Raw genomic sequence first — 21,650 nt, forward strand, 5'->3', positions numbered from 1 at the left:
AAGTTGCAGAGTTAGAAGAAAGGACACATCATGTATTTTAAGGATAGAAAGACGAATTACGATAAATTTCCGTTCACGGAAATTCAAGGGCATGACCGTGAGGCGTTTCACGGATACGCGGATATTGTCGCGGAAATAAGAGCGCGCCTAAGCGAATTAAAAAAGAATAAAACCGTTGTGGTGATCGATTATTATCACGGCGTCCGTCAAAAGGAAATAGAAAGCAGCCTGATCAGGCCCCTGCTTGCCGATAAAACCTTTTTCAGCGAAGACTGCAAATTACCGGAGGAGAAGCTGTATCCGAAACTGGAAAGAAACATTACGGACGACAGAGTTTTCGGCGTTTTGTCGGTCCGCCGGCTAATTGAATTCTTTGACGAAGAAAAACTGGAAGCATGCAGAAAGCAGATCGAAGACACGGACCGGGGACTGATCGTCGTATACGGCGTCGGCGCATCGCTGGTAACCAAAGGAGACATCCTGATTTACGGAGACCTGTCCCGGTGGGAAATCCAGTGCCGGTATCGCAGCGGAGAGCTGGACAACTGGGGGGCGGGGAATTTTGAAGAGGACTCCCTGCGCAAATACAAACGTGGTTATTTTATCGAGTGGAGGGCTCTTGACAGGCACAAGATGGATGTTTTCCCGGATATGGACTTCCTGATTGATACCAATCGGGACAATTCCCCGAACATGATAACGGGCTGCGCGCTGCGCGACGGCATCTGCCAAATGGCATCGCAGCCTTTCCGGCTTGTGCCTTATTTCGACGAGGGCATCTGGGGCGGACGCTGGATGGAAGAAGTCTTCGCGCTGAAGCCCGGCAAGAATAATTTTGCGTGGTGCTTTGACGGCGTGCCCGAGGAAAATGCCGTCCATCTGAAATTCAAGGATACCATTGTAGAAATCCCCGCCCTCAATATTGTGCTTCAGGAGCCGGACCGTCTGCTCGGGCCGGAGGTTCACTCCCGCTTCGGCACGGAATTCCCGATCCGTTTCGATTTTCTGGATACCATGGACGGGGGAAATCTGAGCCTTCAGGTTCATCCCCTGACCGAATACATACAGCAGACTTTCGGCATGCATTACACGCAGGATGAGAGCTATTATATTCTGGACGCAAAAGAGGATGCCTGCGTTTATCTCGGGGTCAAGGAAGGAACGACGAAGGAAACGCTTATCCCGGCTTTAAAAGAGGCCCAGCAAAGTCAGACGTTCGACGACACCCGGTATATCAACAAGTTCCCGATCAAAAAGCACGATCATGTCCTAATCCCGGCGGGAACGATTCATTGCTCCGGCAAAAATTCCGTCGTCCTTGAAATCTCAGCCACGCCCTCTATCTTCACCATGAAGCTCTGGGACTGGGGCAGAGTCGGGCTGGACGGAAAACCCCGGCCGATCAACATCGAACACGGGGAAAAGGTAATCCAGTTCAACCGGACTACGGATTGGGTGGAAAAAAATCTGCTGCATCGCGAAATCACGCTGGAAGAAGACGCGCATAAAAAAGTGGAGCGGACCGGCCTTCACGAGTTGGAATTTATTGAAACAAGGCGATATTGGTTCGATGAAAAAATTCGCATGGACTGTAACAATTCCGTAAATATGCTGAATCTTGTGGAGGGCGAGGAAATCGCCGTTACTTCCCCGCAGGGACGGTTCAACCCGTTTACCGTTCATTATGCGGAAACGTTCATTGTTCCTGAAAACGTCGGAGAGTACGAAATCGCGCCCGCCGGAAAATCCGTCGGGAAAAAAGTAGCCGTTATTCAGGCGTTTGTGAGAGTCTAGTAGGAGGTATGGGATTTGAAAGCAGGATTTGACATTCAAGCGGATCTTCAGAATTTGGAATTCATCTACGGCGTCGGTGTGTTCGGCCCCAAAATAGAAAGAAGAAAGCTGGACGATATCCGCCCCAGCTTGAGTGACCCTTCTGTAGACGGTCCGGAAGTTGTTTATGCGGTCGCCATGGACGTGGGAAAGATAAAGGATCGGGGGGATTTGCTCCAGAGAAATCTGCTGTACGGCGCCATGATTTTTCAAGGGGGCGTCGTCGGCGAAGAACCGGTGCGCAGCCAGGGACATATTCATGCAGTCTCACCGTCCTGCAATGCCTCCACCCCGGAGGTCTATGAAATCTGGTCCGGGGAAGCTTATATTTATATGCAGGAATCCGCGGAGGACCATCCCGGGAGATGCTTCGCCGTTCATGCCATGGCGGGCGACGTCGTGATCGTCCCTCCCGGATGGACCCACTGTACGATCAATGCTTCCGTGAAGGAAGCCATGCTTTTCGGGGCATGGTGCGTCCGCGATTACGGGTTTGATTACCGGGGTGTCCGGGCCCACAAGGGGGTGGCCTTTTTCCCGAAGGTCAGGAACGGCGAAATTGCCTTCGTGCATAATCCGGAATATGCGGACGGCCGTCTGGAAACTAGGGAAGCGCGCGGGTACCCGGAATTCGGACTGAAGACCGGAGTGCCGATCTACAGCCAGTACGAGGAAAACAGGGAGCTGTTTTCTTTCGTCACAAATCCGCAGTCCGTTCAGGCGGTCTGGGACAATTTTCAACCTTAAAAAGCCGGAAAGGAAAAATGATGGGTAAAACTGTAATACATTTTGGGGGCGGCGCTTTGGGGCGCGGACTGGTGATCCCCATGCTGGTGGACAGCGGATATCAGGTGATCCTGGTGGACACCAACGAGGCCCTGCTCAAAACGATACGAAAGAAAATGTCTTATACCCTGGACGTCAGCGACGCACAGGAAAACCGATACCGGACGATCCCGCTTCAGGACGCTTTATCAAGTGTTCGGGAAGAAGAAAAGCTGATCTCCCTTTTGAAGCAGACCGATACGATAACCACCTCCGTTCGCAGGGAAAACTTGAAATATGTGGCGGCGACCCTGTTGAAGGCCTGGAAAGATGTGGACACGGACGAAAAAAGGGTGATCTGCTGCGAAAACATCGAGCATGTGGGTTCCTATTTTCAAAGTCTGCTGCTGGGCAATGACCTTACGGCAGAGCAGGAACAGAGGCTCCGTCATATTCGGATACCGGACACGATCGTCGACCGGATCTGCTCTTCAAAGGAGGATTTAGGCGTTGTCACCGGGGAGCGGTTCCACGAATGCAGCGTTGACCGGAACGTGCTTCCGCAAACGGGAATGGAGTATATCACCTCTGTGTACGACATCGGCACCCGCTTTGCGAGAAAAAGGTACCTGATGAATTCCTATGCGGACGCCGTCAGCTTTTTTGCCCTGTCAAAAGGAAAAAAATATTTGTATGAAGCAGCCGGTGACGACGGAGTAAACGCGACCGTAGCACCGTTTTTGACGCTGCTGAAAAATCTGCTGAATGCAGAATACGGAATTGCGAAAGAAGAGCTGGACTACTGGGCGGACTGCTACCGCCGCCGTCTGGCAAATCCTGAGATTCCCCGGGAGCTCGGCACGGTAGCGAGAAACCTTTTCCCAAAATTGTCTCTGGAAGAGCGTTTTGTTTATCCGCTGCTCCGTTCTGAAAAGTTCGGGGTTCCAACCGATGACGGACTTGTATTTTTAAAGGAGCTTATCCAGACGGCAAACGGACTGCAGGAAAGTCCCCTGGCCCCGGAAGAGCTCATATTGAAATTGGAAAAGCTTTGGTGTGGGAATGCGGACGGCAACGCCATTTTCCAAAAGATGGCGGGCCTTATGAAAGAAGGTCCCGGAATATAAACATATCGAGACAGTTCCTCCTCATTCCTCAAAGAAAGCCAGCGCCTAAAAGGCGCTGGCTTTCTTATTCCCCGGACACGTCGCTCTGCCGCTTATTCCCTGCGCATCATTTCTATATAGTACCGATATTCCGTTCCGATATAGAAGCATTCCGTGTATTCGAAAAAATTTTTTTCGATGCAGGAAGTAAAGCGGACACGCTTTAAGACGGGTGTATTGCAGCTGATATTCAATACTTTCTGGACTTCGGACGGCGGACTGATGGCTTCAATATATTCTTTCTCGGAATTCATGACAATGCCGAACTGCTTCAGATATTCATACAGAGATCCGTAATAATCTTTCGAATTCAGGGAAAACCCGGAAAGATACGGGATACAGGTTACAAAATAGGAAAAAAGGTTGTCTTCGGTTCCCCGGACTCTTTTAAGCTGTAAAATTGATGTTCCAATGTCCAGATGAAGAAAAGCAGACAGCTTCCTGTCGGCGTTGATCAGCGCAACATCCGCTTGATGGGTGATTGCCGCCTTGCCCCGCTCACTCATTTCAGAAGTAAAACTCTGTACCAGAGTGGAATTATCCTTCTGTGACTCCGATTCGGGTCTGACAAAGGTCCCCTTCCCGCGTTCGCGGCACAAATATTTTTGGTTGACCAACTGATCGATGGCTTTTCGGATAGTAATCCGGCTTACATCATATAACTGACACAGCTCCATCTCGGGGGGGATTTGCTCGTTGTCCTTCCATTGGCCGGACAGTATTTTATATTGAAGATCTTCTGCAATCTGTACATAGAGGGGAAAGGACTGGCTGGATTTATCAAGTTTAAAAGCCATGTTAAGACTCCTTTATCCTGAGTTGTCATTATATTATAACATTAAATAATTTAATGCGCTATAGTAAAATTATAAAGGGAAAAGGAAACTGGTCCCGCTGCTTGCCTATGATTATAGTATACTACGAATTACGTAATTTGTAAACATTACATTCGTATAAAATTATCAAATTTAGTAAATGTTTATAACGCATATCGTATTGATTTTATATTTATAATGTGGTACACTACGGCAAAAGGAATGTGATGATATGCCATTGAAAATAACTTTGAAAGTTATGTTAGCAAAACGGGAAATGACGCAAAAACAGCTGTCAGATAATACTGGAATCAGGCCGCCGACGATATCAGCGATCTGCACGAATACAGCCAAACATTTACCGGTTGCTGTTATCGAAAAAATTTGTGACTGCTTAAACTGCCAGCCGGGTGATTGGATGGAATATCAAAAATAGCGGCGCGTATTGGGTTTGCATCGCCTTCATCAGCATTTCGGAGCGATTATTGTCTAAAATTTGATCCGGGAGTTCCATGAAAGGCGCGTTGATAAGCATGACAATTTAATATGATGTATTTGCGCAGCACCGGTTTTTATTGTATGCTATACCTGAAACAGCAAAGAATATATCAATCGTAGGGTTTTAAAAATCGAAAGATACAAGGTGGTGCTCCGTATGTCTCAGACAACAAAACGGGCTTTGGAAGCTTCCCTGAAAAACCTGCTGCTACAGAAGCCGCTGGATAAGATAACGATCAATGACATTGCGGAGGACTGCGGCATCAACCGCATGACTTTTTATTACCATTTCAAGGACATTTTCGATCTGGTGGAATGGTCGTGCGTGGAGGATGCGACCAAGGCTCTGGAAGGCAAGAAGACATACGATACCTGGCAGCAGGGATTTTTGCAGATTTTTGAAGCGGTGCTTGCCAACAAGCCGTTTATCTTGAATGTCTATCATTCCGTCAGCCAGGAGCAGGTGGAAATCTATCTGTACAAGCTGACCTATGATCTTCTGATCGGCGTCGTCGAAGAAAAGGCGCAGGGCATGGCCGTCCGTGACGAGGATAAAAAGTTCATTGCGGATTTCTATAAATACGGATTTGTAGGACTGATGCTGGACTGGATCAAGAACGGCATGAAAGAGGAGCCTCAGACGATCATCGACCGGCTCAGCTCGCTGGTGCACGGCAATATCACCTCTGCTTTGGACAACTACCGCACGGATATTTCTTTATCAAAATGCCCGGAATGATAAAACTTTTTACAATTTTTGCGCCGTGATGAAATTTTCATCATGGCGCGTTTTCTGTTTATGGAATCCTTCTGCCGGAATGGATACAATATTTTCAGAAACCAAAACAAACGGAGGTAACTTTTATGTATTATTCCAGCGGGAATTATGAAGCTTTCGCACGCCCGGTTAAGCCGGAAGGCGTCGATCACAAGTCCGCTTACATTGTAGGCTCCGGCCTCGCTGCGCTGGCAGCCGCCTGTTTCCTTGTCCGCGACGGGCAGATGAAGGGCAGCCATGTCCACATTCTGGAGAAGGACCCGATTCCGGGCGGAGCCTGCGACGGATATCTCTATGAGAATCTGGGTTATGTCATGCGCGGCGGCCGGGAAATGGATAACCATTTCGAATGCATGTGGGACCTGTTCCGTTCCATTCCGTCCATTGAGACGGAAGGAATCAGCGTGCTCGACGAGTACTACTGGCTGAACAAGAAGGACCCGAACTATTCGCTGATGCGCGCAACGGTCAACCGCGGGGAGGACGCGCACACCGACAAAAAATTCGGGCTCTCGGATAAGGGCGCGGAAGAAATCATGGAGCTGTTCTTTACTCCCGACGAAGAGCTTTACAATAAGCGCATCGACGAGTATTTCAGCGACGAGGTCCTGAAATCCAACTTCTGGATGTACTGGCGCACGATGTTCGCCTTTGAAAACTGGCATTCCGCTCTGGAGATGAAGCTGTATATCAAACGCTTTATCCATCATGTGGGCGGCCTTCCCGATTTTACGGCGTTGCGTTTTACCAAATACAATCAGTATGAGTCCATGATTCTGCCCATGATCAAATATCTGGAATCCAACGGGGTGCAGTTCCATTACGGCACCAGGGTCGTCAGCGTGGAGTTCGATATTCAGAAGGACAAAAAAACGGCGAAGCGCGTGATCGTTCTTTGTGACGGCAAGACGGAGAATATCGATCTGACCGAGGACGATCTGATCTTTATCACCAACGGCGGCTGCGTGGAGAATTCCTCCCTCGGCGGCCAGAACGAGCCTGCCCCATTCAACACGGAAATCAAAGCGGGCGGCGGCTGGGATATGTGGCGGAAGATCGCCGCACAGGACCCGTCCTTCGGTCATCCGGACAAATTCTGCCATAATCCGGAACAAAGCAACTGGATGAGCGCCACCGTCACCACCCTGGACGGCAAGATTCCTCCGTATATTCAGAAAATCTGCAAGCGCGACCCGTTCTCGGGGAAGGTGGTCACCGGCGGGATCGTCACGGCAAAGGATTCAAACTGGCTTTTAAGCTGGACGTTCAACCGTCAGCCGCAGTTCCGCTCCCAGCCGAAGGGGCAGCTTGTGGGCTGGACTTACGGCCTGTTCAGCGACAAGCCCGGCAACTACGTCAAAAAAAGCATGCGGGAATGCACCGGCAAGGAAATCTGCATGGAGTGGCTGTATCATATGGGAGTACCGGAATCCGAAATCCCCGGGCTTGCCGAAAAGAGCGCCAACACGATTCCCTGCATGATGCCGTACATCACCGCGTTCTTCATGCCCAGGGCAAAAGGGGACCGTCCTCTGGTCGTTCCGAAGGGCGCCGTCAATTTCGCTTTCCTCGGTCAGTTCGCCGAGACCGCGCGCGACACCATTTTCACCACCGAATATTCCATCCGCACCGGCATGGAAGCGGTGTATACTCTGCTGAACATCGACCGCGGCGTGCCGGAGGTCTGGGGCAGCGTGTATGATGTGCGGGACCTGCTGAATTCCACCGTATACCTGCGCGACGGCAAGAAAATTACCGATATGGAGCTTGGGTTCAAAGAGAGGCTTGCCATGAAGCTGCTTCTGAAAAAAACCCAGGGCACCGACATTGAAAAGCTTCTGAAAGAGCATCATGTGGTTTAAGATATGATTGACATCCCAGCCGACGCCCTGACAACGGCATCCTGATTTTCAATATGAGATTTCGCCTTCTTTGGACTGCCATATGCTATAATAGGGATAAATTATCAGGCATGCGACCGCAAAAACTTATACAGGAGGAGTTCTTATGATTGACGGAATCTGCTTGGGCAATGTAATGGTTGACTGCGATGACGAACAAAGGCTGTGCGAATTCTACCACAGATTGCTTGGATGGGAAAAACGGAAAATGTTTGGCCGTCCTGCATTGTGCAATAAAAATGGGATTGTGTTTTTGTTTATCGAAGAAGAGCATTATGTCCCACCCATATGGCCGGAAGAAAAAGGGAAACAGCAAAAACAGATGCATTTCGATTTTCAGGTGCCGGATGTCCCGGCAGCGGTTGAATATGCTCAGTCTCTCGGTGCGACGAAAGCGGCGTCACAATTCGGGGGCAGTGAGTTTGTAACAATGATAGACCCTTCCGGACATCCCTTCTGCCTTTGTGCCGGGAACAATATGCCGTAACCGTACAAAGGGCCGACAACGCCGTTCATCATCAGCGACAAAAATCCATTTGCACTACTTCCTAAAAAATAAAGACAAGGTATCATGCCTTGTCTTTATTTTCTGGTCTTTCAACATATAAATATTGGGATTTCAGGTGAGAAATAAGACGCGGCCTATAACGCCGGTTATTCCTCCAGGCTTTCAAACCGTGCGATATAGTGAAATTTCAGCAGAGACGTCATACTCGGGTTGACGACCTCGATTTGGTCGAGCTGACGGAATGCAATACCTGCTTCCAGACGGATTTCTCTTTCCTCTCCCTTTTTCAGGTCATAATGCTCCGGCTGGCCGTTTCGCGGCGGGGCGGACCATGTGCCGCCGTCCGGGTCGTAGGCGCTGTGGTTCAGGCGCAGCTTTCCCTCCAGCACCGTGATGCTGTACACGCATTTTCCCGCCTGCACCGGAAGCAGACAGGAGCTGGACCGGAAGCTCATCTGACCGCTCAGCGTAACGATATCGTCCATATGCCGGCATTTCAGCACGTTCCCCGCCGATTTTTCACGGGGCATATTTTCCGGCACAATCATGACGATACATTTCGCGTATTTTACGACGTAGGCTGCAACCGAGCCGATTTTCTGGGACAGGCCGGTCTTTGTGGATTTGGTCATCACGATAATATCAATTTCGTCCTGTTCCGCACATTCGAGAATCTGGTCGCCGGCCCGCCCGAAAACGACCTGCTTTCGCACGGGATAGCCCGGCAGCTGTCCGGCCACCGCGTCCAAGGTCGATTTCAGCTGCGCTTTGGATTTTTGCAGTTCCTCTTCCGAATACATCGTTTCCGTGTCTTCCCGGACCATAAGCAGTACGATGCTCACATCCTCCGTCGTATAGAGCGATTTGATCAAATCGACCGCTTTCAGGCTCCGCGCTGTTCCGTCGATCGGAAGTAAAACCCTTCTCATAACCACACCTCCGTAAAATCAATGATTTTCGGGGAAACGGCGTCTCCCCGCTCGTTTCAAAAAAGCTTCCCGGTTCCGTAACCCATCAAAAAACAAAGAAGACCGGCTGCCAGCGACAATACGATAAACAATAGGGACTCCCTGACGGCGTCGTGCTGCATGAGCTGCACGCTTTCCACGGTAAAGGTGGAAAAAGTGGTAAAGGCGCCGCAAAAGCCGTCGCCCAGAAGCAGATAGGAATTTCCGCCGATGCCCAGCCCGCAAAAAATTCCCAGAAGGAATGCGCCCGATAGGTTGATGAAAAAGGTGCCGAAGGGAAACGTATGATTTTGTTTTTTCGAAAAGGCGGCTCCGATCTGATAGCGGGCGATCGCGCCGCAGACGCCGCCGACGCTCAGTAAGACGAAATCCATCAGGCGCGCCTCCGTTCCATCCGCTTTGCGGTTTTGATCCCGAGCCACGCGACGGCAAGGCCCAGCAGGACGGAAGCGAAAACGTAAACCGCCGAAAGAAAAACATCCCCGGAAAGGCCCAATAAAACAGCTTCTTTGCAAAGGGTCGAAAACGTGGTATATCCTCCTAACAGGCCCGTGGTGATGCCCAGGCGCACTTCGGCGCTCACCGGGAATTTTTTTGCAAACAGGATGGTCAGAAAGCTCAGTAAAAAGCTCCCGCTTACGTTAATCAGGATCGTGAGAATGGGACGGTAAAGCTCGTCAAAGGGCAGCGGAAGCTGATGGACCACATACCTCAGGATAGTTCCGGCCGCCCCTCCGATCGCGACAGCGATATTTTTTTTCATAGATACCCCCAAATTTGGCATTTCAGTTGCTGCGACCAGGCCTTATTTGCATTCCTGATTTTACAAACAGGGCCTGAACTGTAAATTTTTCTGTTTTTGTGAAAGGAAAAAATAAAAAGCTGACCACTTTCTATGATTACCATAGAAGTCATCAGCTGAAAAGCAATTTTAGCAAAGCTAGGGGAGAACTTCATTCCCGTTTATGATTATAGCAAGTTATGACGGATTTTTCAACCTTTTCTCCCTTTACGTGCGGCTTGTGAAGAAAAATGTAAGGAGCGTCATCCACTAAACGGAATTTTATTGCCCATTGATTTTTGCAGAAGCATGTTCTATAATAGCCTTGGGAATGAAGTACTCCCGCGGTAATACCGAAATGCGTGAAAGCTGATGACTTCTGTTTGGAAGCCATCGGCTTTTTTGTCGTTATCAGGCTGTGGTGCCCGGAAAAGGCCGCAGCAGCGCGGTGGCTTCTGCATCATGAAAAGCAAAAGAAGGTGCGGCATGGAAGGAATCAATCCGGTCCCCGGCCCGAAGGCCGTCCGGCAGTCCAGGAAAACAGACGCCGTCGTCCTCGTCGGTGTGGGGAAACTGGGAAAGGCGCTGATGAGCTATGCGGGCTATTCCGTATACGACCTTGATATTCTTGCCGGGTTTGACGTTGATCCGAAAATCATCAAAAAAGGTGCGTACGGAAAGCCGGTGTACCCTATTGATAGACTGAATGAAATCTGCCGCCGGCTGGACGCGAAAATCGGAGTGATCACAACGCCCGGAAGCTGTGCGCAGCCGGTATGCGACGCGCTGGTAAAAGCCGGAATCGTCGCGGTCTGGAATTATTCCTCGGTACGGCTGAAGGCACCGCCGCAGGTAATGGTGCATCACGAGGATATGACCGGTTCGCTCCGGCGTCTTGCCGAGTATGCGGCAAAGCACTGAAAAACAGGAAGAGGTGTGCAATGTGTTTTACAGTATCTTATTTCCGGCTGAGGAGCAGTGGAAAAAACCGAGAAAGGAAGCTGCGCCGGACTGCTTCAGGGACCTTTATCTTGACCAGATCTTCCGGCCGATCCTGAACAGCAGCAAGGAATACGGGCTCGAGGGCTTCTTCTACACGCCGCTTCGCGACGGCGATACCATTACCTACCGGCAGGAAGTCATGCGGGAGCTGGAAGACGACGGGCTGCGCGGTTTCTTTTCCGACTTTTCGCAATCCGTATATCGCCTCAGCCAATCCATGGAAGCCATCAAAAAATCGCTCACGTCCGAAAACAGCTATGAAAATCATTATCTGACTAAGGGGCGTCTGCTCGACTGTGCAGACAGCTACTGCACGGAGCTTGCCGGGCTGACAGACAGGCTGCGGGACCGGACGCTTTGCTCGGACGGCCTGCGCGGTTTTATGTGGTATCTGGCCGCCTATACGGGTACGGAGGCGTTCACGGAGCTTCGGGAACAGATCGGCCGACTGCGCGAACAGCTTTCTTCCGTGGAATACTGCATGCTGATCAAAAACGGGGTCATCCGTGTCCGGAAATATGAAGGGCAGGAAGATCACAGTAAGGAAATTCTCAGGCTGTTCGACAAATTCCGTCAGGGGGACGAGACAAATTACCGCCGCAAGCTTTCCGAAGAACCGTCCGCGCAGCATGTGGAGGCGGCCGTGCTGAATATGGTCGCCTCATGGTACAGGGACATTTTTGAGAATCTGGACCATTTCTGCTCGAAGTATCTGGATTTTATCGACCCGACCGTCGCGCGGTTTTCCCGTGAAATTCAGTTCTACCTCTCCTGGCTGGAGTATATCCGGCCGCATCGTGAGAAGGGACTTCCGTTCTGTTACCCGAAATTGTGCGAAAGCGCGGAACACCTTTACGACAGGGACGGTTTTGATCTGGCTTTGGCTTCCTCAATGGGAGGTGCCGGGCAGCCGGTGACGAATGATTTTGTGCTGAATACACCGGAGCGGATCATTGTCGTGACCGGTCCCAATCAGGGCGGGAAGACGACCTTTGCGCGTGCCTTCGGACAGATCCATTATCTCTCCTGCCTGGGGCTGTGCGTGCCGGGAAGGGAGGCGGCGATTCTCCTTTTTGACAGTATCCTCACCCATTTTGGGCGGGAGGAGGATTTGTCCACCCAGAACGGAAAACTGCAGGACGATCTCGAACGTCTTCACGAGCTTCTCGGACGCGCGACCTCCCGGAGCATTCTCATCATCAACGAGATTTTTTCCTCCACCACTTTGACGGACGCGCTGCTGCTGGGGGGCCGCATGATGGACGCCCTTGCGAAGCTGGGTGCTCCCGCCGTGTGCGTCACCTTTATCGATGAACTGGCCGCACACGGGGAGGAAACGGTCAGCATGATGAGCTCGGTCCGGGAGGACGACCCGGCGGTAAGGACTTTTCGGATTACCCGCAGGCCGCCCGACGGCCTTGCCTATGCGATGCACATCGCGGGAAAATACGGGCTGACCTATGAGCGGCTCTGCGAAAGGCTGCGCGGCGGATTATACGATCATCGTAAGGGAGGCTGAAATTTTGAAAGTACACTTGATGGATCAGGATACGGATTTCAATCCGCAGCAAAAACCCTGCTTTGGGAAAGACACGCTGATCGCCGATCTTGAATTTGCCCGCATCCTTTCGGCCATGGCACAGGACGACACGATGATTCGGGAGGTGTGCAGTTCGGCCCTGTTTTGTCCTTTGCAGACTGCCCGGGAAATCCGCTATCGTCAGGAGGTCCTGAAGGACTGCATCAACAACCCCGAAACAGTGAGAAAGCTTTATGATATTACGGTTGAGACAATGGAGCGGAAACACAAATCCTGGTCGTGGCTGTCCACACGGCAGAATTTATCCAGCAATTTTTCCAGCGCAGTCGATTTATTGAAAATATACACGGAAATGCTGCTGAAAATGCGCAATGCCACCGATGCGGATATGAGGAATTTTCATTCCGAGGGCTTCAAAAATTTTATCTCCATGCTGTGGCAGGAGCTCGGCGACGATTATTTTTTACAGATTCATTCGCTTCTGAATGAGCTGAAGGATGAAAAGGGGATGCTGATCAGCGCCGGGCTCGGCAATTACAATCAGGGAATTGATTATGTGATGCGGCGCAAAGAGAAAACGCATTTTTGGCGTCACTGGCATTTTGCCCCGTCTTTTACGCTCGCGCCCCGTGACGACGCGGGGGCTTCCGATTTCGGCAACCGCCGCGCCCGTGCGATGAATGAAAGCATCAATGTGCTGGCACAGTCTGCGGAGCACGTGGAAAGCTTTTTCGTTATCCTTCAAAAGGAGCTTGCCTTTTACGTCGGCTGCCTGAATTTATACGACAGGCTCCGGGCCGTGGGTATGCCGACCTGTATTCCCGAGCTGCTCCCGCTAGAAGCGGAGAGCCGGAAATACAAGGAGCTGTACGATGTCAGTCTAGCCCTGTTAAAGGACTCGGGGGTAACGGGAAACGAACTGAATGCGGAGGATCAGCGGCTTTATATCATCACGGGAGCCAATCAGGGAGGAAAATCCACCTTTCTCAGAAGCATCGGGCAGGCACAGCTTATGATGCAGTGCGGGATGTTCGTCGGCGCGCAAAATTACCGTGTGCCGATACGGAACGGTGTGTTTACGCACTTCAAAAAAGAGGAGGATACCACGATGACAAGCGGGAAGCTGGACGAGGAGCTTGCCCGCATGAGTGAGATTGCCGGCCGCCTGACTCCCGGAGCTCTGGTTCTGTTCAATGAATCGTTCGCCGCCACCAATGAGCGGGAGGGCTCCGAAATCTGTCGCCAGATAACAAAGGCGCTTGCGGACAACGGTATGGAAATCTTTTTCGTGACGCATCTTTACACCTTCGCGGCCGCCTTTTTCAGCCCGCGGTACCCGAAGGTCCAATTTCTCAGCGCGCAAAGGCTTGAAAACGGAGAACGTACTTTTAAAATCATGCCGGGGGAACCTCTTCAGACGGCTTACGGCGAAGACCTGTACCGGAAAATATTTACTCCGGAGGCGGAATGACGGGCAATCCCGGAAGCAGATTTGTGTCCGCTCCGGCCCCATGCTATAATAGGGATATCCTAATATTTGGGAGGGATTCCCGATGCTTGCAGTTCTTTCCCCCGCCAGAAATATCCGGCCCTTCTCTCTCGAAGGCGTAAAGCCGGGCCGCCCGCTTTTTCCAAAAGAGACCGGCCTGCTGGTGGATGCCCTTCGAAATTACAGCCCATGGGAGCTGGAAAGCCTTCTGGATTTGAATCCCGAGCGGGCCTTTACGCTCTATGACTTTTACCAGCACTTCGACCCGGCCGTCTCCGGTACGCCGGCGCTGCTGTCCTATTACGGCGCCGCTTTCCGGAACCTGAATGCCCGTGATTTTGATCTGAGGGATTTTTCCTTCGCGCAGGAGCACCTGCGCATTTTAAGCGCCCTGTACGGGCTCCTGCGCCCGGCGGACGGGATTCAGCCCTACCGTCTGGGAATCAAAAAGGAATTCAAGGTCAACGGGCAGGACCTTTATGAATTTTGGGGCGACCGTCTGTACCGGCAGCTTTTTCAAAGCGGAGAGCCGGTTGTAAGCCTTGCTTCGGCGGACTATACCAGGCTGGCGGCTCCCCGTCTTCTTCCGGGGGACACCCTGATTACGTGCCGCTTTCTGGTGCAGAAGCCGGACGGCGCACGCGGTACGGTTTCCAGCGTCCGGACAGCGCGGGGGCAGATGGCGCGCTTCCTTGTCAAACACAGAATTACGGAGCCGGAAGGGCTCAGGGAATTCGACTGGGAAGGCTACCGCTTTGTGGAAGGCCGCTCGGACGCCCGGAATTATGTCTTTATTCAGGACCGCAGCCGACTGTAAAAAACATGAAGCGCCGCCGTCCGTCAGAAAAAGCAGACCTGTTCGAATGCAGGCGCTTTTTTCCGCTCAAAAGCGGTCCCCTCCGAAAAAAGGTCTGCGGGGAGGCCGGGGAGGAAGGGCGAGCGTGAGGAGGAAGTCAGCAGGACCAGCTCGTCCTGCGCCCTTGTCATGCCGACGTAGAAGAGCCGGCGTTCCTCGTCCGGGTCACAGTCACCCCGCCGGTTTTTCAGCGGGATCGTTCCGTCCTTTACGCCGCTGACAAACACAACGGGGAATTCGAGCCCCTTTGACGCGTGCAGGGTCATAAGCGAAACCGCGTCCGACGAGTAGCTCCTCCCGCCGCTGCGCACCACGTCGCCTTCCCGCCCGAGCAGAAGATTCTGCAGGAGGGAGGGCATTTTTTCGTGCAGAACGGCCATGTTGAGAAACAGCTCCATGCTCCGTACCTCCTGAAGCCCGTTATCGTCGATCCAGGCTTCTACCAGCTTCTGCGGTTTCCCGCTGCGGACGAGGGGCTCGTATTTGCGGAGCAGTTCGGAGAATTTTTGCGGATTTCCCGGGGAAGCGGGGAGTGTTTCCAAAAGCGCCAAAAGGGACGCGGTGCTTTTGTCCGTTCCGGCGTAGTCCTCCAGCACCCGCTGCGTCCGCCCGCCGGGGCAGACGCCCCATTCCTTCAGGCACAGCCGAAGTGAGATCAGGTCCGCCGGGTCGAGCAGAAAGCGGAAAAAGGCGACCGCTTTGCGCACCTCGCGGTCGGAAAGGAATTCATCCCGCCCGGCGACCAGATACGGGATGCCCTCTTTCCGGAGGCATTGCTCCAGAAGCTCCGCCTGACGGTTGGTCCGGTACAGTACGGCGATATCGGAAAAGCTCCTCGTCGGCTCCGAAACGGGCCTTTTTCCTTTTGGGTGGGACGAAGCGTGCGCGTCGAGCATGTCGATGCCGCCGACCATGCGGTTGATTTCTTTGGCAATAAAAATCGCTTCCGGCAGCTCGCCGTCCGCCTCCAGAAGACGCACGCGGGCGCCGCTGTCCCTTTGCGCCTCAAGAGACGGTTCCGCGGTGTCTCTTTCCGGCAGAACGGACCGGGAGCAGCCAATGATTTCGGGGGTGGAGCGGTAATTCTGCGTGAGCCGTACCCGGCGCGCCCCGGAAAAATTCCCGAAGAACCGGTCAAAACAGAGGGAGTCCGAGCCCCGGAATCCGTAAATGGACTGATCGGGGTCCCCGATTACGAAAATTCCCGCACTGTTTTTCCCCCACTCCTGTATCAGGCGGTACTGGACGGGATTGATATCCTGAAATTCATCCACCAGAAGATAAGAAAAAGCGTTTCTGAGTTTTTTCTCCTCCCTGCTTCCCAGTTCTCCGTTTTGGAACAGGCTCAGCGTGTTCAGGAGGATGTCATCGTAGTCCAGTACGCCGTACTGCGCAAGCTGCTCACAGTACCGGTCATAAATCCCCTCCGGGACTTCCTCAGCTTCTTCCGGCAGCCGCGCGCCGCTTTTGATCAGGGAAATTTCCCTGAAAACATCCCGCGGGGACGCTTTGAGCCCGAGGTCCTTTAAAAGGTCCGCGAGGATGGAGAGCGCGTCCTGCTCGTCGATGATGGTGGGCGCTGTCTCGCCCTTCTTTCCGGAGAGAATCTGCAGGCAGATGGAGTGGAACGTCCCGATGTGCATGCTTTTCACGGTCCGCCTGTCCCCGAAATACGCGGCAAGGCGGGACCGCATTTCCTCCGCCGCCCGGTTTGTGAACGTGACGGCGGTAATCTGTGCGGGGGACACGCCGCATTCGCGGACGAGGCGGACGATCCGGCTCACAAGAGTCCGTGTTTTGCCGGTGCCGGGTCCGGCGATCACCGCGACGGCGGGGTCGGAAGCGGACACGGCCTCCCGCTGCTCCCGGTTCAATCCGCTGAAGGCGTCCTCAGCGGCAGCCGGAACTGCGCCCGCCTCTTTTTTCTGGGGCGGCGCATTCTCTGCTTCCAATCCCGCCGGGGAGTTGTCCGCCCGGCTTTTTCGCTTTCCTGTATTTTCCGGAGCAGACGGATCGCTCCGCTTTTCCTTGAAAAGACTGATCTGGCCGGAAAGCAGGCCGATCTCCTGCTGATTCAGAATTTTAATCTTTCCGTATTCCCCGTCGAATCCGGGCAGAACGGTTACCTTCCCGCCGCGGAGCCGGCGGATGCCCTCGGCGACCAGCGGGCCTGCCGCAAGCTCAATGTCGCCCAGCTGCGCCTCGCGCAGGATAAAGAGCTCCGGGCCAAGGCTGCGGATCAGGCCGGCGTACCTTTCCCCGACCTTCTTGCTTGCGGCCGTGAAGCCGGTCGACGCCGCAATCACTTCCCGCAGAGGGATCAGGCTTTCAAAACGCTTGGCCGAAGGGGGGACATAGCCCTCCTCTCTGTCCGCAAGCGATTCCACCCGATTCAGCACCCCCACCGTGATCCTGCCGCCGCACACGGGGCAGACGCCCGAAGCAGCCAGGGTATCCGCGGGTTTCAGACACACCCCGCAGTTCCGGTGCCCGTCGTAGTGGTACTTTCCTTCCTCGGGAAAAAACTCGATCGTGCCGGAAAACTCCTTTGTGTCACGGTTCTGGAGCGCCCGCGAGATATCCGGGTAGGAAAGGCCGGTGTCGAAAAGGTTTGCCTCCCGCGCCAGGTTCCCCGGCGAATGGGCGTCCGAATTGGAAACCAGCGTGAAGCGGTCCAGTGCGGAGATGCGCCAGTTCATGGGCGGGTCGGAGGAAAGCCCGGTTTAGAGCGCGTGGATGTGTCCCGTCAGGTCTCCGAAGCATTCCTCGATATCATCGAAACCGGAATAGGCGCCGAACAGGGAAAAATGCGGAGTCCAGATGTGGGCAGGAATAAAGATGGCGTCGGGGCACACGTCCAGCGTGATTTCCAGAAGGTCCCTGCTGTCGAGGCCGAGAATCGGTCTGCCGTCGGAGTGCAGGTTGCCAATGGCCTCAAGCCTGTGGGAAAGGGCTTCGGCGCTTTCCAGAGTGGGGAGAAGAATTACATTATGTACCTTCCGGACCTTTCCGTTCTTTTTATAGATGGAGCTGATTTCGCCGGAGATCATGAAGCGGGGCTTGCTGCTGCTTCCCCCGATATCGTCCTCCCGGCAAAAGCTGTCTTTAAGGGTATAGAGTCCCTCCTCGGCCGGGATAAGCTTTTCCCGGAGCTCCTCCCGCCAGGCCGGATGGGTGAAGTCGCCTGTTCCGATCAGGTCGAGGCCCTTGCGCCGCGCCCACAGCTCCAGCATTTCGGGAACGCAATCCTTGCTGGTGGCCCGGGAATATTTTGAATGGATATGAAAATCGGCAATAAACATAGTAAACACCTGCGTTTTATCATGAATTTACACCTATTATAGCATAAAAGTGCGAAAAACCACACGTCGGACTTTGCATTGGATAATTTACATCTCCCTTTTAGTAGCGTATAATAAAATTGATTTTTCCGGAAAATGATTTTTGGAGATGATGATGTGGGATTAATAAACTTTATTAAGAGCCAGTTCATTGAGGTGATTGAATGGGTTGACGATACGGAAAACACGATGGTGTATCGTTTTCCGGTTCAGGGAAAAGAAATCAAAATGGGCGCGAAGCTTACGGTAAGAGAATCTCAGATGGCGGTGTTCATCAATGAAGGAAAAGCCGCCGATGTCTTTCAGCCGGGTCTTTATACGCTTTCCACGGAAAATCTGCCGGTTATTACAAAACTGAATTCCTGGCCCTACGGGTTCAATTCCCCATTTAAAGCGGAAGTGTATTTTGTTAACACGAAGCAGTTTACGGACCAAAAATGGGGAACGGAAAATCCGGTCATGCTCCGCGACGCCGAATTTGGGATGCTTCGCCTGCGGGCATATGGAATCTACTCTTTCCGGGTGACCGATCCGCTGAGCTATTTAAAGCAGGTTTCAGGCACGAACGGCCTTTCAGATACCCAGAGCATTACCGGTCAGTTGAAGAGGCTCATTGTTTCAGGCTTAACCGACCTGCTCGGCGAGCTTAAAATTCCCGCGCTTGATCTTGCGCAGAACTATGACGAAATCAGCGGGAAGGCACAGCAAAAGCTGGCTCCTAAATTTGAGGAGTTCGGGTTATCTTTGGCATCCTTCTATGTGGAAAATATATCCCTTCCGCAGGAAGTGGAAGCGGTGCTGGATAAAAGAACAGAAATGGGCCTGCTGGGAAATCTGCAGCAGTACGCTCAGTTTCAGGCCGCGGACTCCATTAAAGACGCCGCCAAAAATCCGGGCGGGCTTGCGGGGGCGGGCGTGGGCCTTGGCGCGGGTGCGGTGATGGGTTCCGTGTTTACTCAGTCGTTGACCCAGCCGCCCCAGCAGACCGGCGCGGCACCGGGAAGCCCCTGCCCCGCGTGCGGCGCACAGATACCGGCCGGCTCCAAATTCTGCCCCGGCTGCGGAAAGCCCAGCTCGCCGCCCGCGTTCAAATGCGTGAAATGCGGCGCTTCCATCGATGCAAACGCGAAATTCTGCCCCCAATGCGGAACTAAGACAGGGGAGGATTAAAATGGAAACAGAAATGACCAATGAGAATGGAGTAAGCGGTGAGCATGTCAAATGCCCGTCCTGTGCGGCGGAAATGGTGTACAGCCCCGAGGAAAACATGCTCATCTGTCCTTACTGCGGTTCCCGCCGGGAAATTGCGGTCAGCGATGCCGCCATTGAGGAGCATGCCTTTGAAAATTCCCAAAGCCGCCCGGAGGAATGGGGTGTTTCCACAAAAGTCATCCACTGCAGCAACTGCGGGGCCAATATGGTTGCGGAATCAAACATTACGGCCCAGGTGTGCGCATACTGCGGTTCTCCGATGATTTCGCAAAGTGAGAATGCAGATTCCGTCCCGCCGGAATCCCTGATTCCATTCAAAATTTCTTCCGACACTGCTAAACAGTATTTTAAGGATTGGGTCAAAAGCAGATTTTATGCTCCGCGTGCGCTTCGGGAGCAGAACCGCCTGCAGGAAAGGCTCCGCGGCGTTTACGTGCCCCATTTTACATATGACTGTAATACGGAATCGGATTACCATGCGCAGGCCGGGACACATTATCACAGTACGGAAATGGTCAGTGTCATGCGCGATGGGAAATCCGTCATGGAATCGAGGGCAGTGACGAGAACGAGCTGGGCTCCCGTCAGCGGGCATTTTTCGCACGGCTTTGATGACGTTCTGATTTTGGCTTCAAAAAATATCGATGATAATTTGATTCGTCTGGAGTACAACCTGAAAGAGCTGGTTCCTTATCAGAAGGAATATCTTTACAGCTTCCTTGCCGAAAACAACAGCATCAGCAGGGAGGATTGCTGGAAATCGGCGCAGGGTATCATCGAACGAAACCTCAGGGACAAAATCAGACGGTCCATTGCTGCGGATGAGGTGAAAGACCTGACCTTCAGCACTTCATACCGCAATATCACGTTTAAAAGTGTGCTGCTGCCCGTATGGATTTCTTCCTATCTGTTTAAGGGGAAAACCTATCGTTTTATGGTTAACGGTCAATCCGGCGAGGTAAAAGGGAATTCTCCGGTCAGCGGGCTTCGTGTTTTTCTGAGCATTCTGGTTGCGTTGATCGTTACAGGCTTCTGTTTTGCGCTGAATCCGCTGCTGGGCGGCGTAGCAATGGTCGTGTCTGCGATGATCCTGTTCCATCTGGGCAGCAGAAAACCTAAAAAAGACAAGAAAAAGGGGTAGCTCAAACGAGCTGCCCCTTTCATTTATTATGATTTTAAGCTTCCTTTGTATTCCCTTTGTCCTTTTTAACATATGTTTGCCCGAAAAATGCGGAAAGGATAAATACCACGGCAAAAACAAAAGAAAAAACGGACCATATGGCTAAATCCTTATATGTACCAACATTGGTAGCTCCTATAATTCCGCCGATCGCATAAATAATCCCGGAAGCGATAGCGCCTCCCTTTGAAGCTCTTGCGGCAATTCCAACAATCCCGGCAATCAGTAAACAAATAGCAAGTATCGTTCCCGACGAGCCGCTGGTTTCACCGGCGTTTGCTAAGGTATTCCCTATGCCGGCCACGCATGATTGGAAAAGGACAAAAAGAGACATTACAATTGACACAATACCAATGACAAGCTTTGCAGTTTTCATGACTTACTCTCCTTCTGTTTACAGTTTATACATATATTTTATCACTATAAGAATAAAAAGCAAGCAGAAAATTCCATAATTTCAAATTTTTACAAAAAATTGGAGAGCCCTGTCCGTCAGGTAATACGGTTAATGGACCATACGGCGCTATCAATACTCAAAGTCAGCGTCATGCCGTCCGCCACATAATAAAGCCCGACGGTATCTCCCGCGTTCAGCTGGACTTCACCGGTTAACGTCACCGTACCCGCCCCCAGCACGGCTCTCAGGGTTAAGAGCGTTACAGCGACATTCAACAGGGGAAGAAGACCGGTGATCAGGTCTCTGGAGCTGGGCGCGGAGCGTCTGACTATAAACCAGGGGGTGATTCCCGCACCCAGAGAAAGCGTCAGGGCTGAGTTCAGGGTATAGCTGACGGTTGCGGCTATGAAGTATCTTCCGGTTGCCGGAACGGTATAATTTCCTGTAGTCGCATTGAGATTTCCGCTGTTAAAATAAGGGGACGTTACGGTCCATGGCTTCAGCTGCGTATCCGCAGACATGGAAATCGAAGAGACAAAGGCTGAAAAGCCTTCCTGCGCGGCGTCCGGGATTGCCAATGGCCAGATATTCAACATAGCGATTTTGTCAGCTCCTGTGTC

At 52.4% G+C, this 21,650-nt stretch carries 21 protein-coding genes and 2 riboswitches; of the genes, 13 read left to right on the plus strand and 8 right to left on the minus strand.

Annotated elements, in window-relative coordinates; all coding sequences use genetic code 11:
• Positions 1-30 precede the first annotated feature (30 nt).
• The 3 genes from ACRQU7_RS00285 to ACRQU7_RS00295 are packed head-to-tail and all read left to right on the plus strand — an operon-like array spanning position 31 to position 3,725.
• Entirely contained in the window at positions 31-1,794 is a 1,764-nt protein-coding gene (locus ACRQU7_RS00285; protein WP_444642799.1) for a class I mannose-6-phosphate isomerase, read from the plus strand.
• A 15-nt stretch (positions 1,795-1,809) separates the two neighbouring features.
• Positions 1,810-2,580 carry a glucose-6-phosphate isomerase family protein gene (locus ACRQU7_RS00290; RefSeq protein ID WP_444642801.1) on the plus strand — a complete coding sequence of 257 codons (771 nt, stop codon included), beginning with the start codon at positions 1,810-1,812 and terminating at the stop codon, positions 2,578-2,580.
• A 20-nt stretch (positions 2,581-2,600) separates the two neighbouring features.
• On the plus strand, positions 2,601-3,725 hold the full coding sequence (locus ACRQU7_RS00295; RefSeq protein WP_444642803.1) for a hypothetical protein: 1,125 nt from the start codon (positions 2,601-2,603) through the stop codon (positions 3,723-3,725).
• A gap of 92 nt (positions 3,726-3,817) precedes the next feature.
• Here ACRQU7_RS00295 and ACRQU7_RS00300 read toward each other — a convergent pair whose 3' ends face one another.
• Complete coding sequence (locus tag ACRQU7_RS00300; protein ID WP_444642805.1) at positions 3,818-4,561, minus strand: GntR family transcriptional regulator; 744 nt, start codon at positions 4,559-4,561, stop codon at positions 3,818-3,820.
• Between the two features lie 277 nt (positions 4,562-4,838).
• Between ACRQU7_RS00300 and ACRQU7_RS00305 the strand changes: the two genes are divergently transcribed.
• From ACRQU7_RS00305 to ACRQU7_RS00320, 4 genes are all read left to right on the plus strand, one after another.
• Positions 4,839-5,015 carry a helix-turn-helix domain-containing protein gene (locus ACRQU7_RS00305; RefSeq protein ID WP_444645640.1) on the plus strand — a complete coding sequence of 59 codons (177 nt, stop codon included), beginning with the start codon at positions 4,839-4,841 and terminating at the stop codon, positions 5,013-5,015.
• 219 nt (positions 5,016-5,234) lie between these two features.
• Complete coding sequence (locus ACRQU7_RS00310) at positions 5,235-5,816, plus strand: TetR/AcrR family transcriptional regulator (RefSeq protein ID WP_444642807.1); 582 nt, start codon at positions 5,235-5,237, stop codon at positions 5,814-5,816.
• A gap of 125 nt (positions 5,817-5,941) precedes the next feature.
• Positions 5,942-7,717, plus strand: a complete 1,776-nt coding sequence (locus tag ACRQU7_RS00315; RefSeq protein WP_444642809.1) for an oleate hydratase — start codon at positions 5,942-5,944, stop codon at positions 7,715-7,717.
• Positions 7,718-7,862: 145 nt separating this feature from the next.
• Positions 7,863-8,243 carry a VOC family protein gene (locus ACRQU7_RS00320; RefSeq protein ID WP_141826784.1) on the plus strand — a complete coding sequence of 127 codons (381 nt, stop codon included), beginning with the start codon at positions 7,863-7,865 and terminating at the stop codon, positions 8,241-8,243.
• A gap of 167 nt (positions 8,244-8,410) precedes the next feature.
• Here ACRQU7_RS00320 and ACRQU7_RS00325 read toward each other — a convergent pair whose 3' ends face one another.
• The 3 genes from ACRQU7_RS00325 to ACRQU7_RS00335 are packed head-to-tail and all read right to left on the minus strand — an operon-like array spanning position 8,411 to position 9,995.
• Positions 8,411-9,193 (minus strand): universal stress protein, encoded by a 783-nt coding sequence (locus ACRQU7_RS00325; RefSeq protein ID WP_444642811.1) that lies wholly within the window; start codon positions 9,191-9,193, stop codon positions 8,411-8,413.
• A gap of 56 nt (positions 9,194-9,249) precedes the next feature.
• Positions 9,250-9,606 (minus strand): fluoride efflux transporter CrcB, encoded by a 357-nt coding sequence (gene crcB, locus ACRQU7_RS00330; RefSeq protein WP_038322330.1) that lies wholly within the window; start codon positions 9,604-9,606, stop codon positions 9,250-9,252.
• Positions 9,606-9,995, minus strand: coding sequence for a fluoride efflux transporter FluC (locus ACRQU7_RS00335; protein ID WP_444642814.1), 390 nt, complete (start codon positions 9,993-9,995; stop codon positions 9,606-9,608). The genes crcB and ACRQU7_RS00335 overlap by 1 nt, the downstream gene beginning before the upstream one ends.
• Before the next feature lie 135 nt (positions 9,996-10,130).
• Positions 10,131-10,202, minus strand: a riboswitch (Fluoride riboswitch).
• 129 nt (positions 10,203-10,331) lie between these two features.
• A riboswitch (Fluoride riboswitch) is annotated at positions 10,332-10,402 on the plus strand.
• Positions 10,403-10,475: 73 nt separating this feature from the next.
• On the opposite strand from ACRQU7_RS00335, the gene ACRQU7_RS00340 reads away from it, so the two are divergent.
• The 4 genes from ACRQU7_RS00340 to ACRQU7_RS00355 all read left to right on the plus strand — a co-directional run bounded on the left by ACRQU7_RS00340 (position 10,476) and on the right by ACRQU7_RS00355 (position 14,861).
• On the plus strand, positions 10,476-10,934 hold the full coding sequence (locus ACRQU7_RS00340; RefSeq protein ID WP_444642816.1) for a redox-sensing transcriptional repressor Rex: 459 nt from the start codon (positions 10,476-10,478) through the stop codon (positions 10,932-10,934).
• Positions 10,935-10,956: 22 nt separating this feature from the next.
• The gene (locus tag ACRQU7_RS00345) at positions 10,957-12,534 is read left to right on the plus strand and encodes a MutS-related protein (protein WP_444642818.1); all 1,578 of its coding nucleotides are present in this window, start codon (positions 10,957-10,959) and stop codon (positions 12,532-12,534) included.
• A gap of 4 nt (positions 12,535-12,538) precedes the next feature.
• On the plus strand, positions 12,539-14,026 hold the full coding sequence (locus ACRQU7_RS00350) for a MutS-related protein (protein ID WP_444642820.1): 1,488 nt from the start codon (positions 12,539-12,541) through the stop codon (positions 14,024-14,026).
• Positions 14,027-14,108: 82 nt separating this feature from the next.
• Positions 14,109-14,861 carry a YaaA family protein gene (locus ACRQU7_RS00355; protein ID WP_444642822.1) on the plus strand — a complete coding sequence of 251 codons (753 nt, stop codon included), beginning with the start codon at positions 14,109-14,111 and terminating at the stop codon, positions 14,859-14,861.
• Positions 14,862-14,884: 23 nt separating this feature from the next.
• On the opposite strand, the gene ACRQU7_RS00360 is transcribed toward ACRQU7_RS00355, so the two are convergent.
• Complete coding sequence (locus tag ACRQU7_RS00360; protein WP_444642824.1) at positions 14,885-17,599, minus strand: UvrD-helicase domain-containing protein; 2,715 nt, start codon at positions 17,597-17,599, stop codon at positions 14,885-14,887.
• A 24-nt stretch (positions 17,600-17,623) separates the two neighbouring features.
• Positions 17,624-18,202, minus strand: coding sequence for an endonuclease Q family protein (locus ACRQU7_RS00365; protein WP_444642826.1), 579 nt, complete (start codon positions 18,200-18,202; stop codon positions 17,624-17,626).
• Positions 18,203-18,358: 156 nt separating this feature from the next.
• On the opposite strand from ACRQU7_RS00365, the gene ACRQU7_RS00370 reads away from it, so the two are divergent.
• Both ACRQU7_RS00370 and ACRQU7_RS00375 read left to right on the plus strand, forming a co-directional pair.
• Positions 18,359-19,411, plus strand: a complete 1,053-nt coding sequence (locus ACRQU7_RS00370; RefSeq protein WP_444642828.1) for an SPFH domain-containing protein — start codon at positions 18,359-18,361, stop codon at positions 19,409-19,411.
• Between the two features lies 1 nt (position 19,412).
• Entirely contained in the window at positions 19,413-20,594 is a 1,182-nt protein-coding gene (locus ACRQU7_RS00375; protein WP_444642830.1) for a hypothetical protein, read from the plus strand.
• Positions 20,595-20,628: 34 nt separating this feature from the next.
• On the opposite strand, the gene ACRQU7_RS00380 is transcribed toward ACRQU7_RS00375, so the two are convergent.
• Positions 20,629-21,009, minus strand: a complete 381-nt coding sequence (locus ACRQU7_RS00380; RefSeq protein ID WP_141826794.1) for a hypothetical protein — start codon at positions 21,007-21,009, stop codon at positions 20,629-20,631.
• A gap of 116 nt (positions 21,010-21,125) precedes the next feature.
• Complete coding sequence (locus ACRQU7_RS00385; protein ID WP_444642832.1) at positions 21,126-21,626, minus strand: hypothetical protein; 501 nt, start codon at positions 21,624-21,626, stop codon at positions 21,126-21,128.
• Positions 21,627-21,650: the final 24 nt, after the last annotated feature.

The sequence above is a fragment of the Caproiciproducens puteiluti genome (genome assembly GCF_052442865.1).
Classification (GTDB): domain Bacteria; phylum Bacillota; class Clostridia; order Oscillospirales; family Acutalibacteraceae; genus Caproiciproducens.

Coding starts and splice junctions, on each gene's coding strand:
- ACRQU7_RS00285 (WP_444642799.1), top strand. CDS start 31: ATGTATTTTAAGGATAGAAAGACGAATTACGATAAATTTCCGTTCACG.
- ACRQU7_RS00295 (WP_444642803.1), top strand. CDS start 2,601: ATGGGTAAAACTGTAATACATTTTGGGGGCGGCGCTTTGGGGCGCGGA.
- ACRQU7_RS00300 (WP_444642805.1), bottom strand. CDS start 4,561: ATGGCTTTTAAACTTGATAAATCCAGCCAGTCCTTTCCCCTCTATGTA.
- ACRQU7_RS00305 (WP_444645640.1), top strand. CDS start 4,839: ATGTTAGCAAAACGGGAAATGACGCAAAAACAGCTGTCAGATAATACT.
- ACRQU7_RS00310 (WP_444642807.1), top strand. CDS start 5,235: ATGTCTCAGACAACAAAACGGGCTTTGGAAGCTTCCCTGAAAAACCTG.
- ACRQU7_RS00315 (WP_444642809.1), top strand. CDS start 5,942: ATGTATTATTCCAGCGGGAATTATGAAGCTTTCGCACGCCCGGTTAAG.
- ACRQU7_RS00320 (WP_141826784.1), top strand. CDS start 7,863: ATGATTGACGGAATCTGCTTGGGCAATGTAATGGTTGACTGCGATGAC.
- ACRQU7_RS00325 (WP_444642811.1), bottom strand. CDS start 9,193: ATGAGAAGGGTTTTACTTCCGATCGACGGAACAGCGCGGAGCCTGAAA.
- crcB (WP_038322330.1), bottom strand. CDS start 9,606: ATGGATTTCGTCTTACTGAGCGTCGGCGGCGTCTGCGGCGCGATCGCC.
- ACRQU7_RS00335 (WP_444642814.1), bottom strand. CDS start 9,995: ATGAAAAAAAATATCGCTGTCGCGATCGGAGGGGCGGCCGGAACTATC.
- ACRQU7_RS00340 (WP_444642816.1), top strand. CDS start 10,476: ATGAAAAGCAAAAGAAGGTGCGGCATGGAAGGAATCAATCCGGTCCCC.
- ACRQU7_RS00355 (WP_444642822.1), top strand. CDS start 14,109: ATGCTTGCAGTTCTTTCCCCCGCCAGAAATATCCGGCCCTTCTCTCTC.
- ACRQU7_RS00360 (WP_444642824.1), bottom strand. CDS start 17,599: ATGAACTGGCGCATCTCCGCACTGGACCGCTTCACGCTGGTTTCCAAT.
- ACRQU7_RS00365 (WP_444642826.1), bottom strand. CDS start 18,202: ATGTTTATTGCCGATTTTCATATCCATTCAAAATATTCCCGGGCCACC.
- ACRQU7_RS00375 (WP_444642830.1), top strand. CDS start 19,413: ATGGAAACAGAAATGACCAATGAGAATGGAGTAAGCGGTGAGCATGTC.
- ACRQU7_RS00380 (WP_141826794.1), bottom strand. CDS start 21,009: ATGAAAACTGCAAAGCTTGTCATTGGTATTGTGTCAATTGTAATGTCT.
- ACRQU7_RS00385 (WP_444642832.1), bottom strand. CDS start 21,626: ATGTTGAATATCTGGCCATTGGCAATCCCGGACGCCGCGCAGGAAGGC.